This is a genomic window from Rathayibacter sp. AY1A7 (genome assembly GCF_002930845.1).
GTDB lineage: Bacteria > Actinomycetota > Actinomycetes > Actinomycetales > Microbacteriaceae > Rathayibacter.
Map to the genome: position 1 here is coordinate 62,667 of NZ_PSTL01000016.1, position 15,161 is coordinate 77,827.

Here is a 15,161-nt window from a genome sequence, read left to right on the forward strand (position 1 = left end):
GCTCAGGGGCGGCCGGTGAGCACGACGGTGTCCGATCCCTGCAGCCGCACCTCGACCGAGGCGATCTCGGAGAGCGGGAGCCCGGTGGCGAGGCTGGGCTCCATCGTCGTCCCCGGCGCGCTCGTCCACGATCCGACGGCCTCGGTGCCGCCCGAGGTGTCCGTGACGTAGAGGACGTAGCCGGCCGAGCCCGCGTACTGCTCGGCCGTGTCGGCCCAGCTGCAGTCCATGTCGATCCGCGTGCCCCACTGCTGCGGCACGAACCGCACGGAGGCCTCGACGGGGACGCCCGGAGCCGCGGCGAGCGAGACGGTCGAGCCGACGGTCTCGACGGGGGCGAGGGACGGGCCGATCGCGAGCGGCAGGGCGACGGCTGCGGCGGCCGAGACGCCCGCGGCGGCGAGCACCAGGCCCGCGATGCGCAGCCGCGTCCGGCGGCGGACGGAGTCGGTGGCCGCGGCGAGGCGGGTCAGCAGTGCCGCCGGAGCCGGATCGCCGGCCGCCTCCGGCTCCTCGACCAGGCGCATCGCCTCGTCCTGGGGCAGGTGGACCAGCAGGCCCGGCAGCGGGACGAACTCGGCGAGGGACTCGCGGCAGCCGGGGCAGGCGCGCAGGTGCAGCTCGTACTCGCGGCGGTCGGCGGCGGTCAGGGATCCGAGGAGGTACGCGGCGTCCCAGTCGCGGAAGGGGTCGTCGTGCCGGTCGTCGGAGGAGGGGTCGCGGTTCACAGCTCCGTCACCCCCCGCTCCTGCAGTGCGAGCTTGAGGGCCCGCATCCCGTAGTGCATCCGAGACTTGACGGTGCCCGGGGCGATCCCCAGCAGCGCGGCGATCTCGGTGACCGTGCGGCCGCCGTAGTAGGCGTGCACGATGACGGCGCGGTGGTCGTGGCTCAGTCCGCTGAGCGCGTCCGAGAGCAGCCAGGCGTCGAGCACCTGGTCGGTGCGGTCGGCGGTCGGGCGCTCGGGGACCTCGTCCGTGCCCAGCTCCCGGGCGTAGCGGGCGCTGCGGCGGTCGTCGATGACGAGGTTCCGGGCCACGGTGTAGAGCCAGGAGCGGGCGGCGGCCTCGCCCTGGGCGAGGATCTCGGGGTGCTTCCAGGCGCGCAGCAGCGCCTCCTGCACGACGTCCTCCGCCATCTGGCGGTCGCCGGTCAGGCGCAGCACGAACCGCCAGAGCGCGCTTGCGTGCTCGTCGTGCAGCGCACGCAGCATCTGGGCCTGATCCTCGGACATCTCCACCTCTTCCTGCACCAACGTAACGGGGGCCCGAACGGTTCAGCCGGTTCGCGCGAGCGGCCGCACTCTGGTACTCCGGAGTCGATGACCTTCCCCGATGCCGACGACGCCGCCCGCGTGCGCTCCTTCCTCCGCGACAACCGCTCGCGGATGCTCGACGACGTCCGGCACCTCGTGATGATCGAGAGCCCCAGCGACTCCCTCGAGGCGCTCGGCGAGCTGCACGCCTTCCTGGTGCACTGGGTGGGAGAGCGGCTCGGGCACGACGCCGACGTGCAGCACCAGCGTGCGCAGGACGCGCCGACCGCGACCAGCTGGACCGTCCCGGCGAGCGGCGGCGCGAGACCGCACCGCGGCACGCGTCCGTTCGTGGCGCTGCTCGGCCACTACGACACGGTGTGGCCCCTGGGCACGACCCGCTCCTGGCCCTTCGCCGTCGACGGCGACCGCCTGAGCGGACCGGGCAGCTACGACATGAAGGCCGGGCTGGTGCAGATGGTGTGGCTGGTGGCCGCGCTCCGCCACGCCGGCGTCCCGCATCCGGCCGTCCGCCTGGTGATGAGCGGGGACGAGGAGATCGGCAGCGCCGCCTCCCGCCCGTTCCTGGAGCGGCAGTGCGCGGGCGCCGACGCGGTCCTGGTGTTCGAGGGCGCGATCGGCGACGCGGTCAAGACGGCGCGCAAGGGCATCGGGCGCTTCGTGATCGACGTGGTCGGCGTCGAGGCGCACGCCGGGGTCGAACCGGAGAAGGGGGCGAGCGCGATCCACGAGCTCGGCTCGCTGATCCCGCGGGTGCTGGCGATCGCGCGGGAGGAGGAGGGCACCTCGGTCAACATCGGAGTGGTCTCCGGCGGCTCGCGGGTCAACGTGACGACGGCCCGCGTGCGCCTGGAGCTGGAGGCGCGGATCCGCGGATCCGCCGAGGCCGCCCGCGTCGAGGCCGAGCTCGACGCGCTCGCCGCCGCCGACCCGCGCATCCGGCTGGAGGTGCGCGGCTCCTGGGAGCGGCCCGTCTTCGAGCGGACCGCCTCCGTCGCCGCGCTCTACCGCAGGGCCGAGCGGGTCGCGAAGCGGATCGACGTCCCCCTCCGCGAGATCGCGGTCGGCGGGGCGAGCGACGGCAACCTCGTCGCCGCGCTGGGCCTGCCGGTCCTCGACGGGCTCGGCGCCCCGGGCGAGGGGGCGCACGCGCGCAGCGAGGCGATCGGCATCGAGGGCATGCTGGAGCGGACGGCGCTCGCCGCGCTGCTGGTCGCCAGCTTCGGCGACGAGCACTGACCGGCTGCAGAGGAAGGATGAGCGGATGACCCTGTACGAATCGCGCCCCGTGGGCGTCGTGATCGAGGCTCCGGCCGCGGAGGTGTACGCCTTCGTCTCCGACCCGGCGAACCTCCCGCGGTGGGCCGCGGGCCTCGCCTCCTCCGCGCTCGAGCAGGTCGACGGACGCTGGTTCGCCGACTCGCCGATGGGCCGGGTCGAGGTGCGCTTCGCCCCGCAGAACCCGTTCGGCGTCGCGGACCACGAGGTCACGCTCCCCGACGGGACGGTGGTGGACAATCCGCTCCGGGTGCTCGTGAACGGGGACGGCGCCGAGGTGGCCTTCACCGTGCGGCGGCGCCCCGGGATGAGCCTCGACGACTGGGACGAGGACTGCGCGCGGGTCGCGGACGACCTCGAATCGCTCCGGCTGCTGTTCGAGCGCGGGGCGCTGTAGGTTCGTCACAGCTCCGGCGCAGGGCCGGCACCCGTGAGAACGAGGACGCGATGACCTCCCCCGATCGTCCGAGCACCCGCCCCGCGAGCGGCATCGAGCTCAACGGCCTCGACACGATCCAGGAGTCGGAGCGGCACGGCCGCCCCCGCGACCTGTTCTGGCCGTGGTTCGCCGCGAACGTGTCCGTGCTCGGGCTGAGCTACGGCTCCTTCCTCCTCGGCTTCGGCCTCTCCTTCGGGCAGGCGACGCTCGTCAGCGTGATCGGGATCGTCGTCTCGTTCCTCTTCTGCGGTCTGGTCGCCGTCGCCGGCAAGCGCGGCTCCGCCCCCACGATGGTGCTCAGCCGGGCGGCCTTCGGGGTCGACGGCAACCGCCTCGTCTCGGTGATCTCCTGGCTGCTCACGGTGGGTTGGGAGACGGTGCTGGCCTCCCTCGCGGTGCTCGCGACGGCGACGGTGTTCGAGGAGTTCGGCTGGGACGGGGGCGTGCTCACCAAGGTGGTCGCGCTCATCGTGGTCGCCGCGCTCATCGTGATCGCCGGGATCGCGGGCTTCCGCCTGATCATGCGGCTCCAGCTCGCGATCACCGTCGCGACCGCCGTGCTGACCGTGGTCTACGTCGTGCTCGTCCTCGACCGGATCGACCTCGCTGCCGTCGGCGCCCTGCCCGCGGGCTCGGCCGCCGCGGTCATCGGCGGGCTCGTGTTCATGATGACCGGCTTCGGGCTGGGCTGGGTGAACGCCGCGGCCGACTACTCCCGCTACCTCCCCCGCGGTGCCCGCACGAGCGGAGTGATCGCGTGGACGACGATCGGCGGAGCGGTCGCGCCCGTCGTGCTGGTGGTCGTCGGCCTGCTGCTGGCCGGCTCCTCGCAGGAGCTCTCGGACGCGATCGCCGCGGACCCGATCGGAGCGCTCGCCGGGATCCTGCCGACCTGGTTCCTGCTCCCCTTCATCGTCGTCGCGCTGCTCGGCCTGATCGGCGGGGCCGTGATGGACATCTACTCCTCGGGCCTGGCGCTGCTCAGCACGGGGCTCAAGGTCTCGCGGCCGGTGGCCGCCGGGATCGACGGCGTGCTGATGGTCCTCGGAGCGGTCTACGTCGTGTTCGTCGCGGGCGACTTCCTCGGCCCGTTCCAGGGCTTCCTGATCACCCTCGGCGTGCCGATCGCGGCCTGGCTCGGCGTGTTCCTCGCCGACCTCCTCCTCCGTCGGCGCGACTACGACCAGGAAGCCCTGTACGACTCCCGCGGCCGCTACGGCAGCGTCTCGGCGGTCCCCGTGGCCCTCGTGCTGATCGGTGCGGTCATCGGCTGGGGCCTGGTGGTCAACTACTCCCCCGGGTTCGAGTGGGAGGGCTACCTCCTCGGCCCGCTCGGCGGCCGCGACGGCGACTGGGCCGGCGCCAACCTCGGCGTCCTCGTGGCGCTCGTGATCGGCTTCGCGGGAACGCTCGCCCTCTCGCGCGGGGCCGTCCGCCGCCAGGAGGCCTCGGCGTGAGCCTGCTCGTCGCGATCGACCTGCAGCACGTCTTCGCCGACGCCGAGTCGCCGTGGGGATCCGGCGGATTCGAGCGCGCGGCCGAGGGGACCCGCCGGCTCCTCCCGGCGTTCGGCGAGCGGGTCGTGACCACCCGCTTCGTCGCCCCGGAGCGGCCCGCCGGCGCGTGGATCCCCTACTACCGCGAGTGGCCGTTCGCGCTCGTCCCCGAGAGCGACCGGCTCTACGAGCTCGCGGCCGGGTTCGAGGGCCACCGCACGATCACCGCCACGACCTTCGGCAAGTGGGGGCCCGAGCTCGAGGCCGAGCTCGACGACTCCCGCGAGCTCGTGCTCACCGGCGTCTCGACCGACTGCTGCGTGCTCTCGACGGCGCTGGCGGCCGCGGACGCCGGAGTGCGGGTCAGGGTCGCCGCGGACGCCTGCGCGGGCGCCTCCGAGGCCGACCACCAGCGCGCGCTCGACGCCATGTCCCTGTACGCGCCGCTGATCGAGATCACGACCGTGGACGCGGTGCTGGCGGACCTGCGCGACCGGGGCTGAGACCGCGGGCGGGACACGAGCCGCTTGCGCCGGTCGGCCCGGCGCGTCGCGGGGCGACCCCGTCACCCGGCATGATGTCGGCATGTCCTCCACCGACGAGCGCGTCAGCCCGGCTTCCCGCACCCTGGTCATCGGCGAGGCGCTGATCGACATCGTCGAGCGCGACGGCAGCGCCACGGAGCACGTCGGCGGCTCCCCGGCCAACGTCGCCCTCACGCTCGCCCGACTCGGGCGGCCCGCGACCCTCGTCACCGACATCGCCGACGACGAGCGCGGCCGCCGCATCAGCGCCCACCTCGAGGCCTCCGGCGTGGAGGTCCGGCACGGCGACTCGGAGCGCACCAGCACCGCTCGGGCGGTCCTCGCCGCGGACGGGTCGGCCCGCTACGTCTTCGACCTCTCCTGGAACCCGCCGGCGGCGGACCCGGAGGGCGCCTCCCACGTCCACACCGGTTCCATCGCGATCTTCCTCGAGCCGGGCGGATCCGCCGTGCTCGAGCTCCTCGAGGCTCTGCCCGCCGGAGTGACGGCGAGCGTCGACGCGAACATCCGCCCGGCTCTGGTCGGCGCGCACGCCGAGGCGCTCGCGCGCTTCGAGCGGATCGCCGCCGCGTGCGAGGTCGTGAAGCTCAGCGACGAGGACGCGGAGTGGCTCTACCCGACGATGCAGCTCGACGAGGTCCTCAGCCGGCTGCTCTCCCTCGGGTCGCAGCTCGCGGTCGTCACACGCGGCGCGGAGGGACTGCTGCTGGCCTCGGCCGTCACGCGGGTGACCGTGCCCGCCGCCCGGATCGTGGTGGCGGACACGATCGGCGCCGGCGACTCCGCGATGGGCGCGATCCTCGACGAGGCGTTCCGCCAGGGCCTCGGCGCCGCGAACGGGATGCTCCTCGACGGCCCCGCCCTGCACGCGATCGGCCGCCACGCCGCGCACGTCGCCGGCATCACGACCTCCCGCTCCGGCGCGAACCCGCCCACCCGCGACGAGCTCTGAGGGCCGGGGGCGGACCTTCTGCAGGACGCCCCTGGTGCTCGCGTCGGGACGCGGAGATACTGGGCGCACCTCGACGGAAAGGCGTGCCGTGCCCACTTCACTGAGCCCCTACATCGGCTTCGACGGCTCCGCGCAGGAGGCGATGGAGTTCTACCGGGACGTCCTCGGCGGCGAGCTCAGCTCCAGCCGCTTCGGCGACTTCGGGATGAGCGCGGATCCGGCCGACCAGGACCGGATCATGCACGCCCAGCTCGTCACGCCGAGCGGGATGATCCTGATGGGCTCCGACTCCCCCTCCTCGAGCCCGGCCGAGAGCGGCGCCCGCATCACGATCGCGCTCTTCGGCGACGACGACGCCGAGCTGAGCGGCTACTGGGACGGCCTGGCCGAGGGCGGCACGGTCGTCGAGCCGCTGGCCGCCTCGCCCTGGGGCGACCGCTTCGGGATGCTGGTCGACCGCTACGGCGTCGGCTGGATGGTGAACATCGCCGCTCCGCCGGCCTGACGCTCCTCCCCAGCGCGGGATCGGGGCACGCCTCCCCCGGGTGCGTCCACCCGTCCCGCCGGGCGCCGCGGCAGGCGCAGAATGGAGGGGCCGCTCCCGCTCCGGGAGCCGTCCCACCTCTCACGAAGGCTGCAGATGACGATCACGCTCGGGTACAAGGCATCGGCGGAGCAGTTCGGCGCTCGGGAGCTCGTCGAGCTCGCGGTCGGCGCCGAGCGGCACGGCTTCGAGACCGCGGTCGTCTCGGACCACTTCCAGCCGTGGCGGCACACGGGCGGGCACGCGCCGTTCTCCCTCGCCTGGCTCGCCGCGGCCGGTGAGCGCACCTCCACCATCACCCTCGGCACCTCCGTGATAACCCCGCACTACCGCTACAATCCCGCCGTCATCGCCCAGGCGTTCGGCACGCTCGGCGTGCTCTACCCCGAGCGGATCATGCTCGGCGTCGGCACCGGCGAGGCGCTGAACGAGGTCGCCACCGGCTACCAGGGCGCGGGCGAGCAGACCTGGCCCGACTTCAAGGAGCGCTTCGCCCGCCTGCGCGAGGCCGTGCGGCTCATGCGCGCGCTCTGGGCGGGCGACCGCGTCACCTTCGACGGCGAGTACTACTCCACGCACGAGGCGTCGATCTACGACAAGCCCGAGAGCGGCGTGCCGGTCTACATCGCGGCGGGCGGCCCCGTCGTCGCGAAGTACGCCGGCCGCGCGGGCGACGGCTTCATCTGCACGTCGGGCAAAGGCATGGAGCTCTACACCGAGAAGCTGCTCCCCGCCGTCGAGGAGGGCGCCGCGGCGGCCGATCGCGACTCCTCGACCATCGACCGCATGATCGAGATCAAGCTCTCCTACGATCCCGATCCGGCGCTCGCGCTCGAGAACACGCGCTTCTGGGCGCCGCTCTCGCTGTCGCCGGAGCAGAAGCACTCGCTGACCGATCCGGTCGACATGGAGCGCGCCGCCGACGAGCTGCCGATCGAGCAGGTCGCGAAGCGCTGGATCGTCGGCTCCGACCCCGAGGAGACGGTCGCGCAGATCAAGCCCTACGTCGACGCGGGCTTCACCCACCTGGTCTTCCACGCCCCGGGCGACGACCAGCAGCGCTTCTTCGACGCCTTCGAGCGCGACCTCGCGCCGCGGCTGCGCGCGCTCTGACCTCCCGCCTCCGCCACGACCCCCTTCGGAAGGGCCGCTCCCGCATGACCACGGCCACCCTGCTCGCCCGGCTCGACCGCGGCGAGGCGTTGACGCGCGTGACCGCCGAGGAGCTCCTCGGCGCGCGCGGCGACGACCTCGACCTGCTGCTGGAGGCCGCCGGCCGCCTGCGCGACGACGGACTCGCCCGCCGCGGACGGCCCGGCGTCGTCACCTACTCGCGGAAGGTCTTCGTCCCGCTGACCAAGCTCTGCCGCGACCGGTGCCACTACTGCGTCTTCGTGGAGACACCGGGCGGGCTCGCGGCCAAGCGCGAGTCGACCTTCATGGAGCCGGAGGAGATCCTCGAGGTCGCCCGCGCCGGTGCCGAGCTCGGCTGCAAGGAGGCCCTGTTCACGCTCGGCGACCGCCCGGAGGACCGGTGGCCGGTCGCCCGCGCCTGGCTGGCCGAGCACGGCTACGCCTCGACGCTCGAGTACGTGCGCGCGATGGCCGTCCTGGTGATGAGCGAGACGGGCATGGTCACGCACCTGAACCCCGGCGTGATGTCGTGGGCCGAGCTGCAGCGGCTCCGCCCGGTCGCGCCCTCGATGGGCATGATGCTCGAGACGACCGCCGAGCGCCTCTGGTCCGAGAAGGGCGGTGTGCACTACGGCTCCCCGGACAAGGACCCGGCGCTGCGCCTGCGCGTGCTCGAGGACGCGGGCCGCAGCCGCATCCCCTTCACCACCGGCGTGCTGCTGGGCATCGGCGAGAACGCGGCGGAGCGGGCGGACGCCCTCTTCGCGATCCGCGAGTCCCACGAGCGGTGGGGCCACGTGCAGGAGTGCATCGTCCAGAACTTCCGCGCGAAGCCGCGGACGGCCATGCAGAACGAGGTCGACCTCGAGCTGCAGGAGTACGTGGCCAACGTCGCGGTCGCGCGCCTCGTGCTGGGCGCTGAGGCGACGATCCAGGCGCCGCCGAACCTCACCGACGAGCAGGAGCTCGGGCTGCTGCTGCGCGCCGGGGTCGACGACTGGGGCGGTGTCAGCCCGCTCACGGCGGATCACGTGAATCCGGAGCGCCCCTGGCCGAACATCGACGACCTCGCGCGGCTCACCGCGGCGGCCGGCTACCGGCTGCACGAGCGGCTGACCGCCCACCCGCAGTACCTCCGCGACTCGGCCACCTGGATCGATCCGCGCGTCGCTCCCTACGTCGAGGCGCTCGCCGACCGCGGGACCTGGCTCGCCGACGAGGCGGCAGCGGTCCTCCCCCGGCCCTACCGCGACTCGCTCGACGCCCTGCCCCGACCGGTCGCGCCCGCCCTCGGCGCCGTGCTCGCCCGGGCGGAGACGGACCCCGCCGGTCTCGAGGACGCCGACTACCTCGCCCTGCTCGCAGCCGACGGCGACGACCTCGACGCCCTCTCCGCTCTGGCGGACGACCTGCGGCACGACGCCGCCGGCGACGAGGTCTCGGTCGTCGTCAACCGCAACATCGACACCTCCCTCTGGGGAGACGGCGGGCTGACCGTCGAGCGGCTGGAGGAGCTCGCCGACGAGGCGGTCGCGCTCGGCGCCACCGAGCTCTGCCTCCAGGGCGCGATCGGACCGGAGCACCCGGGCGACGATCTGCTGCTGATCGTCCGCACGCTGAAGCAGCGGCAGCCCTCGCTGCACCTGCATGCCTACCGGCCCGGCGAGATCCTCGAGGTCGCCCGGCGCACGGGCCGAACCCTGCCCGCGATGCTCGACGCTCTGCGCGAGGCCGGCGTGGACTCCGTCCCGGGGACCGCCGCCCGCATCCTCGACGACGACGTCCGCGCCGTCCTGAGCGAGGGGACGGACCCGACCGTGGCCGAGTGGCGCGAGGCGATCACGGCCGCGCACCGCAGCGGCCTCCGCTCCACCTCGACCATGGTCTACGGACACGTCGAGACCCCCGAGCAGCAGCTCGCGCACCTGCGCACGCTCGCGGCGATCCAGGACGAGACGGGCGGCTTCACCGAGTTCATCGCGATGCCCTTCGTCCCGGCGGAGGCGCCTCCTTCCGTGGTGCGCGCGAGCCGGGGCGGGCCGACCCTCCGCGAGACCCGCGCCGTGCACGCCGTCGCACGGCTCGTCCTCCACGGCCGGATCGCCCACGTGCAGACCGCCTGGACCAAGCTCGGACTGCACGCGGCGCAGGTCCTCCTCCGCGGCGGGGCGGACGACCTCGGCGGCCTGCTGCTCGACGGGGCCCTGCGGCCCGAGGCCGGAGCGGAGGCCTACCGCTCGCTCGACATCGCGACCGTCGCCCGGCTGAGCGGCGAGATCGGCCGCGGCTGGCGCCAGCGCACCACGACGTACGGCGTGGTCGCGCCGGAGAGGGCGCTGCGGGCGGAGCCCGTCGCAGCGGCGGGTCCGCAGCGGATGCGCCTCCCGGTCCGCGGGACCCGCCGGGCGTCATGACCCGCTCCGAGTACCTGCGGCGCCAGGCCGATCTGGTCCGGGAGGAGCGGATCGAGTCGGGCAGCGCCACCGTGCGGCTGCTGACCGCGGGCGCCGAGAGCCCGCGCGCGGTCCTGCTGCTGACCGGCGTCGGCCGGGGCGCGCGGAGCGAGACCGGGCTGCTGCTGCCGATGCTGGCGCGGCGCCACCGCGTCGCCGCGCTCGAGCTCGCCGATCTCGGCGACCCCTGGCTCGACGGACCCGCCGCGGTCCGCGCCTCCCTGGACGCGCTCGGCGCCGAGGAGGCCGTCCTGATCGGCCACTCGCTCGGAGCCGCCGTGGCCCTCGCCGCGGGCGATCGGCGGGTGCGCGCCCTCGCCCTCGTGGCCGGATGGCTGCGCCCGACGGAGCGCCTCCTCCGCACCGCGCGCCTCTGGCCGATGCTGCCGCCCGACGCGCAGGAGGAGGCCGCTCGGCTCCTCGCCGTCCGCTCGGCCACCGCCTCCTCCCCGTGGGGCGCCGACGTCGCGCGGATGCTCGCCGCCTCCGCCCGGGCCGACGTCGCTGCGGCCGCCTCGGACTGCCGGGTTCCCGCCCTCGTGGTCGGCTGCTCCGCCGACGCTGTCGCCGGAGTCGAGGGCGCCGAGGCCCTGCTCGGCGCGATCGACGACGCCCGCTACGCCGTCCTCGACGCCGGTCACGCGGTGCTCGCCGAGCGGCCCGCCGAGCTCCTCGCCGTCCTCGAGCACTTCCTCGCCGATCCGCACCGCGACCCGGCGGGCAGCGTCCTGGCGAGGACGACGGTCTGATGGACGTCGACGTCGTCGTGATCGGCGCCGGGTTCGCCGGGCTCGGAGCCGCGATCCGCCTGGAGCGCCGCGGCGGGACCTCGTTCGTCGTGCTGGAGCGCGCCGAGCGGATCGGCGGGACCTGGCGGGACAACGTCTACCCCGGAGTCTCCTGCGACATCCCCTCGCACCTCTACTCCTACTCCTTCGCCCCCGAGGCCGACTGGTCGGCGTTCTACGCCCCCGGGGCCGAGATCCAGTCCTACCTCGAGCGCGTCGTCGAGAAGGAGGGCCTGGCGCCCCGGCTCCGGCTGGGGACCGAGGTGCTCGAGGCGGTCTTCGACGAGGAGGCGCACCGCTGGCGGGTGCGCACCTCCCGGGGCGACTACTCCGCCGCGGTCCTCCTCGTCTGCGCGGGGCGCCTCTCCGAGCCCCGCCTCCCGGCCGTCCCGGGCCTGGGTTCGTTCGCGGGTCCCGCCTTCCACTCCGCCCGCTGGCGGGACGACGTCGACCTCGACGGGAAGCGCGTCGGCATCGTCGGCTCGGGAGCCTCCGCCGTGCAGATCGTGCCGCACCTCGCCGAGCGCGCCGCCGAGGTGGTGCTCTTCCAGCGCTCGGCCCCGTACGTCGTCCCCCGCCGGAACCGCCCGTACCCGCCGGAGGAGCGCCGAGCCCTCTCCCGCGCGCCCGGGGCCCTGGCGAGGCTCCGCGAGGAGCTGTTCTGGCGCGCCGAGCTCGGCTTCGCCGGCCGTGTCGCCGTGCCCGAGGCCATCGATCGGCTGCGGGCGGAGGCGCTCGGCCACCTCGAGGCGCAGATCATCGATCCCGCGCTCCGCGCCGTGCTGACTCCGGACTACGAGATCGGCTGCAAGCGCGTGCTCCTCTCGGACGACTACTACCCCGCTCTCGCGCAGCCGCACGTCCGCGTCGTCCCGGGTCCGCTCCGGCGCCTCGAGGAGGGGGCCGCGCTCGGCGACGACGGCGTCCCGCACGGGGTCGACGTGCTCGTCTTCGCGACCGGCTTCCACTCCACGCGGCCGCCCTTCGCCCGGCGCATCCGCGGCCGCGGCGGCGTCCTCCTCGCCGACCGCTGGGCCGACGGCATGGTCGCGTACGAGTCGACCGCGGTCCACGGCTTCCCGAGCCTCTTCGTCGTCAACGGCCCCAACGCGAGCCTCGGCCACAACTCCGCGGTGCACATGATCGAGACGCAGATCGCCTACGTGCTCGCCGCGCTCGACCACCTCGCGGTCTCCGGCGCCGACCGGCTCGAGGTCACCGCCGAGGCCGAGGCCGCCTCCGTCGCCCGCCTCGACGCCCTCAGCGCCGACACCGTCTGGACCAACGGCGGCTGCGAGAGCTGGTACCTGGACGACAACCGGCGACTCACGCTGCTCTGGCCCGACTTCGCCTTCGCCTTCCGCGAGGAGCTCGGCCGGTTCGACCCCTCGGCCTACACGACCTGACCGCGGCTCGCTATCGTGACCGCATGACCGACCGCGTGCTCGCTCCCGAACCGCCCGCCGACGGCGCGAAGCCGAAGGGACCGGCCTCGTACTTCCCGAGCATCGAGAAGACCTACGGCCGTCCCGTCCAGGACTGGCTCGACCTCGCCGACGAGCGTCTGCGCTCCGAGCCGCACATGCAGGTCGTCACCTGGCTGAAGACCGAGCACGGCCTGGGCCACGGCCACGCCAACGCTATCGTCGCCTACGTCCGGGCCGCCCGCGCCTGACCGGCCCGCCCGTCGTCCGCACAGGCTGGGCCCGCCCGCCTCCCCGGACCACCCGTCGTCGGCGCCCGCGCCGGGCGGGGATAATCGGGGCATGCGCGAAGACGACGATGTCGATCTGGTGATCGACGCGTGGGCCGGGGCCCTGCCCGACCTCGATTTCGCGCCTCTCGACGTCGTCTCCCGCCTCCGCCGCCTCAGCCCGCGCGTGCAGGAGGTGCGGCGGCAGTCCTTCGCCGTCAGCGATCTCGCCCCGTGGGAGTTCGAGCTCCTCTCGCTGCTGCGGCAGCGCGGAGAGGGCGGGATGACACCCTCGGCCCTGGCCACGCACCTCGCGCTGTCCAGCGGCAACCTCGCCAGCCGCGTCGACCGCCTAGGGGCCCGCGGACTCGTGGTCCGCGAGCAGAACGCCGCCGACTCGCGCAGCAAGATCGTCTCGCTCACCCCGCGGGGCACGAAGCGGGTCGACGAGGCGATGCGGAATCTCGTCGCCGCCGAGGGCGAGGTGCTCGCCGACCTGGACGCCGCGCAGGTGTCGGTCCTCATCGAGTGCCTGCGGCGGATCAGCGACACCCTCGACCGACTGCAGTGACCCGTTACGCCCGACGAGCCTGAGAGGTCAAGCCCGTTCGGAGAGACGGGCACCGGACGTAGCGTGAAGCGTGCACGGTCGAGGCGTCAGCCACCCGTGCGGATGATCGCGAAAGCGGAGAGCACCATGACACAGATTTCTTCTATCCAACCCGCGCGATGGAGCCGGAACGGAGTCAGGATCGTCGTCGTTCCCGGGGCGGAGCTGCCCCGGTTCCGACTCGAGATCGACGCCCGACTGACCACCGCGCCCTCCCTCGTCCCCACCGGACCCTTCTCGACCGTCGAGGAGGCCGAGCGGGCCGCCGAGGTCGCCGCCGGCCTGCTGGGGGCCAAGATCCCGGCCTGAGCGAACACCGGTCGAGACGGCCGGATCAGCCCGCGAGCTCCGCGAGCGATCCGGTCGGGACCGCGATCCACCCCTCGGCCTCCGCCGCCTCCTGCAGCTCAGGAGGAACAGGCAGGGTCGCGCCCAGAGCGTGGGCGCGGGCGTTGAGAGCGGCCACGACGGCGTCGAACGCGTCGTCGGAGCGGCTCATCAGCGCGAGCGCGGGCGCCGGCACATCGAGCCAGGGCGCGGCCCGTCGCAGCGACTCCACGGCGAGCGCCACGGCCTCCGGTCGCGTCTTGTACCCCGTGGTGTCCACTCCCCAGAGCCGCAGCGCCGCCGCCGGGTACGCCTCGACGAGCCGTCCGCGGCCGGAGCGGTCGACGTCCTCTCCGCTCGCGGCGAAGGCGTCGAGCAGCTCCGCGCAGCGCATCGCGGTCATCCCGAGCCGGTCGGTCGAGACGCTGAGCGGCCACCGACCCGTGACCTCGCGGGCCACCCGGTCCGTCTCGCGGTACGCGAGGCGGCGGCGCCAGTCGCGTCCCGCGAGCGTCCGCGGCGAGACCTCCCGCCGCGTGTGCGCGGACACGAACGCCGCGAACTCCACCGGCCAGCCGAACGCACAGTCGATCCCGATGACCGCCGCGTCCCGTGCCGCCTCGACGATCACCGTGTCCTCGGCGCCGAGGGCGAGCGAGCGGACGACGGCTCGGCCGCCGGAGAACTCGAGGGCGGCGAGAGCGGTGCGCACCGGCTCCGCAGCGAGGTCGACACCGATCGTGAGCACGGGGACAGGGTAGGCGCTCCGGCGCTACGCTCGAGCGATGACGCCGCCCGCTCCCTCCTCCCGGGCGGAGTCGGCCCGCGTGCCGGTCGCGCTCCTCCGCCTCCTCGTGGCCGCCGCCGTGCTCGTCGCCGTGATCGCGACGGCCGTCGACACCACCTCTCGGACGCCGCTGAACTCGTTCAACTTCTTCGGCTTCTTCACCATCCAGAGCAACATCGTGCTGGCCGTCGTGCTCGGAGCCACCGCCGTGCTCGCGCTCCGCCGCCGTCCCGCGCCCGGCGGGCTCCTACTGGTGCGGGGTGCCTTCACCGGGTACATCATCGTCGTCGGCCTCGTCTACAACACCCTCCTCACCGATGTGGCGGGCGGAGTGGCGCTGCCGTGGGCCAACACCGTCATGCACGTGCTGTTCCCCGTCTACGGACTGCTCGACTGGCTGCTGCTCGCGGATCGCCCTCCGCTGCCGTGGCGGAGGCTCTGGCTGGTCGTGGTCTACCCGATCGTCTGGCTCGTCGTGGTGCTGATCCGCGGAGCGACGGACGGCTGGGTGCCCTATCCGTTCCTGGATCCCGCGACCGGGTACGGGCAGGTGTCGGTGTTCGTCGTCGGGATCGCGGTCGCGTTCCTCGCGTCGGGGGCGCTGGTCTGGGCGATGAGCCGGCTGCGGATCGTGCCGGTGGCAGGCGGCTGAGAGGACGCTCGCCTTCCAGACGGTTCCGCCCGTCGGACGACCGGATCCGCTGCCGTCGCGCACATCCGGCCCGTTCTGGGGTCACCCGTTCGGGGTCATCCGGGGCGCCGCTCCCCTAGCGTCAGCACCGACGGCTCCCCCACCGTCCTCCCCCTCGAGAACGGTCCCCCATGAGCCTCTCCCCCTC

At 74.0% G+C, this 15,161-nt stretch carries 17 protein-coding genes; 14 read left to right on the forward strand and 3 right to left on the reverse strand.

What is annotated here, in order from left to right:
- Positions 1-2 precede the first annotated feature (2 nt).
- Positions 3-728 (reverse strand): anti-sigma factor, encoded by a 726-nt coding sequence (locus C5B95_RS12570; protein WP_104349322.1) that lies wholly within the window; start codon positions 726-728, stop codon positions 3-5.
- Complete coding sequence (locus tag C5B95_RS12575; RefSeq protein ID WP_104225070.1) at positions 725-1,234, reverse strand: sigma-70 family RNA polymerase sigma factor; 510 nt, start codon at positions 1,232-1,234, stop codon at positions 725-727. Before C5B95_RS12575 ends, C5B95_RS12570 begins: the two co-directional genes overlap by 4 nt.
- 87 nt (positions 1,235-1,321) lie before the next feature.
- On the opposite strand from C5B95_RS12575, the gene C5B95_RS12580 reads away from it, so the two are divergent.
- The 13 genes from C5B95_RS12580 (at position 1,322) to C5B95_RS12640 (ending at position 13,517) form a co-directional block, all read left to right on the forward strand.
- Positions 1,322-2,515 (forward strand): M20/M25/M40 family metallo-hydrolase, encoded by a 1,194-nt coding sequence (locus C5B95_RS12580; protein ID WP_104238334.1) that lies wholly within the window; start codon positions 1,322-1,324, stop codon positions 2,513-2,515.
- Between the two features lie 25 nt (positions 2,516-2,540).
- Positions 2,541-2,951: an SRPBCC family protein gene (locus tag C5B95_RS12585; protein ID WP_104249452.1), complete on the forward strand. Its 411-nt coding sequence runs from the start codon at positions 2,541-2,543 to the stop codon at positions 2,949-2,951.
- Between the two features lie 50 nt (positions 2,952-3,001).
- On the forward strand, positions 3,002-4,450 hold the full coding sequence (locus tag C5B95_RS12590; protein ID WP_104349323.1) for a cytosine permease: 1,449 nt from the start codon (positions 3,002-3,004) through the stop codon (positions 4,448-4,450).
- Positions 4,447-4,992 (forward strand): cysteine hydrolase family protein, encoded by a 546-nt coding sequence (locus C5B95_RS12595; RefSeq protein ID WP_104291636.1) that lies wholly within the window; start codon positions 4,447-4,449, stop codon positions 4,990-4,992. Before C5B95_RS12590 ends, C5B95_RS12595 begins: the two co-directional genes overlap by 4 nt.
- Positions 4,993-5,074: 82 nt before the next feature.
- The gene (locus tag C5B95_RS12600; RefSeq protein ID WP_104232867.1) at positions 5,075-5,986 is read left to right on the forward strand and encodes a carbohydrate kinase; all 912 of its coding nucleotides are present in this window, start codon (positions 5,075-5,077) and stop codon (positions 5,984-5,986) included.
- 88 nt (positions 5,987-6,074) lie between these two features.
- Positions 6,075-6,491 (forward strand): VOC family protein, encoded by a 417-nt coding sequence (locus tag C5B95_RS12605; RefSeq protein ID WP_104349324.1) that lies wholly within the window; start codon positions 6,075-6,077, stop codon positions 6,489-6,491.
- Between the two features lie 135 nt (positions 6,492-6,626).
- The gene (gene fgd / locus C5B95_RS12610) at positions 6,627-7,643 is read left to right on the forward strand and encodes a glucose-6-phosphate dehydrogenase (coenzyme-F420) (protein ID WP_181068076.1); all 1,017 of its coding nucleotides are present in this window, start codon (positions 6,627-6,629) and stop codon (positions 7,641-7,643) included.
- A 44-nt stretch (positions 7,644-7,687) separates the two neighbouring features.
- Complete coding sequence (gene cofG / locus C5B95_RS12615) at positions 7,688-10,078, forward strand: 7,8-didemethyl-8-hydroxy-5-deazariboflavin synthase CofG (RefSeq protein ID WP_104226456.1); 2,391 nt, start codon at positions 7,688-7,690, stop codon at positions 10,076-10,078.
- On the forward strand, positions 10,075-10,866 hold the full coding sequence (locus C5B95_RS12620) for an alpha/beta fold hydrolase (RefSeq protein WP_104226457.1): 792 nt from the start codon (positions 10,075-10,077) through the stop codon (positions 10,864-10,866). The genes cofG and C5B95_RS12620 overlap by 4 nt, the downstream gene beginning before the upstream one ends.
- Positions 10,866-12,311, forward strand: a complete 1,446-nt coding sequence (locus tag C5B95_RS12625; protein WP_104349325.1) for an NAD(P)/FAD-dependent oxidoreductase — start codon at positions 10,866-10,868, stop codon at positions 12,309-12,311. The genes C5B95_RS12620 and C5B95_RS12625 overlap by 1 nt, the downstream gene beginning before the upstream one ends.
- A 23-nt stretch (positions 12,312-12,334) precedes the next feature.
- On the forward strand, positions 12,335-12,580 hold the full coding sequence (locus C5B95_RS12630) for a DUF4287 domain-containing protein (RefSeq protein ID WP_104225060.1): 246 nt from the start codon (positions 12,335-12,337) through the stop codon (positions 12,578-12,580).
- Positions 12,581-12,671: 91 nt separating this feature from the next.
- Complete coding sequence (locus C5B95_RS12635) at positions 12,672-13,169, forward strand: MarR family winged helix-turn-helix transcriptional regulator (RefSeq protein ID WP_104225059.1); 498 nt, start codon at positions 12,672-12,674, stop codon at positions 13,167-13,169.
- Between the two features lie 126 nt (positions 13,170-13,295).
- On the forward strand, positions 13,296-13,517 hold the full coding sequence (locus C5B95_RS12640; protein WP_146076606.1) for a hypothetical protein: 222 nt from the start codon (positions 13,296-13,298) through the stop codon (positions 13,515-13,517).
- 25 nt (positions 13,518-13,542) lie between these two features.
- On the opposite strand, the gene C5B95_RS12645 is transcribed toward C5B95_RS12640, so the two are convergent.
- Positions 13,543-14,283, reverse strand: a complete 741-nt coding sequence (locus tag C5B95_RS12645; protein WP_104349326.1) for a DUF429 domain-containing protein — start codon at positions 14,281-14,283, stop codon at positions 13,543-13,545.
- Between the two features lie 37 nt (positions 14,284-14,320).
- Between C5B95_RS12645 and C5B95_RS12650 the strand changes: the two genes are divergently transcribed.
- Complete coding sequence (locus C5B95_RS12650) at positions 14,321-14,974, forward strand: Pr6Pr family membrane protein (protein WP_104349327.1); 654 nt, start codon at positions 14,321-14,323, stop codon at positions 14,972-14,974.
- Positions 14,975-15,161: the final 187 nt, after the last annotated feature.

Excerpts from the sequence above, each read along its gene's own strand:
- C5B95_RS12575 (WP_104225070.1), bottom strand. The coding sequence starts at position 1,234 with ATGTCCGAGGATCAGGCCCAGATGCTGCGTGCGCTGCACGACGAGCAC.
- C5B95_RS12580 (WP_104238334.1), top strand. The coding sequence starts at position 1,322 with ATGACCTTCCCCGATGCCGACGACGCCGCCCGCGTGCGCTCCTTCCTC.
- C5B95_RS12585 (WP_104249452.1), top strand. The coding sequence starts at position 2,541 with ATGACCCTGTACGAATCGCGCCCCGTGGGCGTCGTGATCGAGGCTCCG.
- C5B95_RS12590 (WP_104349323.1), top strand. The coding sequence starts at position 3,002 with ATGACCTCCCCCGATCGTCCGAGCACCCGCCCCGCGAGCGGCATCGAG.
- C5B95_RS12600 (WP_104232867.1), top strand. The coding sequence starts at position 5,075 with ATGTCCTCCACCGACGAGCGCGTCAGCCCGGCTTCCCGCACCCTGGTC.
- fgd (WP_181068076.1), top strand. The coding sequence starts at position 6,627 with ATGACGATCACGCTCGGGTACAAGGCATCGGCGGAGCAGTTCGGCGCT.
- cofG (WP_104226456.1), top strand. The coding sequence starts at position 7,688 with ATGACCACGGCCACCCTGCTCGCCCGGCTCGACCGCGGCGAGGCGTTG.
- C5B95_RS12620 (WP_104226457.1), top strand. The coding sequence starts at position 10,075 with ATGACCCGCTCCGAGTACCTGCGGCGCCAGGCCGATCTGGTCCGGGAG.
- C5B95_RS12625 (WP_104349325.1), top strand. The coding sequence starts at position 10,866 with ATGGACGTCGACGTCGTCGTGATCGGCGCCGGGTTCGCCGGGCTCGGA.
- C5B95_RS12630 (WP_104225060.1), top strand. The coding sequence starts at position 12,335 with ATGACCGACCGCGTGCTCGCTCCCGAACCGCCCGCCGACGGCGCGAAG.
- C5B95_RS12635 (WP_104225059.1), top strand. The coding sequence starts at position 12,672 with ATGCGCGAAGACGACGATGTCGATCTGGTGATCGACGCGTGGGCCGGG.
- C5B95_RS12640 (WP_146076606.1), top strand. The coding sequence starts at position 13,296 with ATGACACAGATTTCTTCTATCCAACCCGCGCGATGGAGCCGGAACGGA.
- C5B95_RS12650 (WP_104349327.1), top strand. The coding sequence starts at position 14,321 with ATGACGCCGCCCGCTCCCTCCTCCCGGGCGGAGTCGGCCCGCGTGCCG.